This is a genomic window from Gillisia xinjiangensis (assembly GCF_046298265.1).
Lineage (GTDB): Bacteria > Bacteroidota > Bacteroidia > Flavobacteriales > Flavobacteriaceae > Gillisia > Gillisia xinjiangensis.
In genome coordinates, this window is sequence record NZ_JBKAHK010000065.1 from 1 (window position 1) to 361 (window position 361).

A 361-nucleotide genomic window follows, 5' to 3' on the forward strand; every position below is an offset into this window, starting at 1 on the left:
ACGTGTGATGGACCTTTCATGAGTATCCTCCCCTTCGACAGCGCCTTCCTGGGCCCCCTGCTCTCCGATGCCGAGCTGGCGGGCCTGCTGGACGACCGCGCGCAGCTGCGCGCCATGCTGGACTTCGAGGCGGCACTGGCACGCGCCGAAGGGCGCGTCGGCGTCATTCCCGCAGCCGCCGCCGAACGCATCTCGGAAGTCGCCGGCAGCCTGGAGATCGATCCCGCCAGCCTCGCGGAGGGCACCGCGCGTGACGGCATCCCGGTGCCGGCGCTGGTCGCCTGCCTGGGCAAGGCGGTGGGCGGCGAGGAAGCCGCCTATGTGCACTGGGGCGCCACCACACAGGACGTGATGGACAGCG

At 71.2% G+C, this 361-nt stretch carries 1 protein-coding gene; it reads left to right on the forward strand.

Going from position 1 to position 361, the window contains the following annotated elements; genetic code table 11:
• Positions 1–18 precede the first annotated feature (18 nt).
• The coding region (locus ACKGJN_RS16490; RefSeq protein ID WP_458250434.1) for a hypothetical protein at positions 19–361 on the forward strand (343 nt) is incomplete at its 3' end.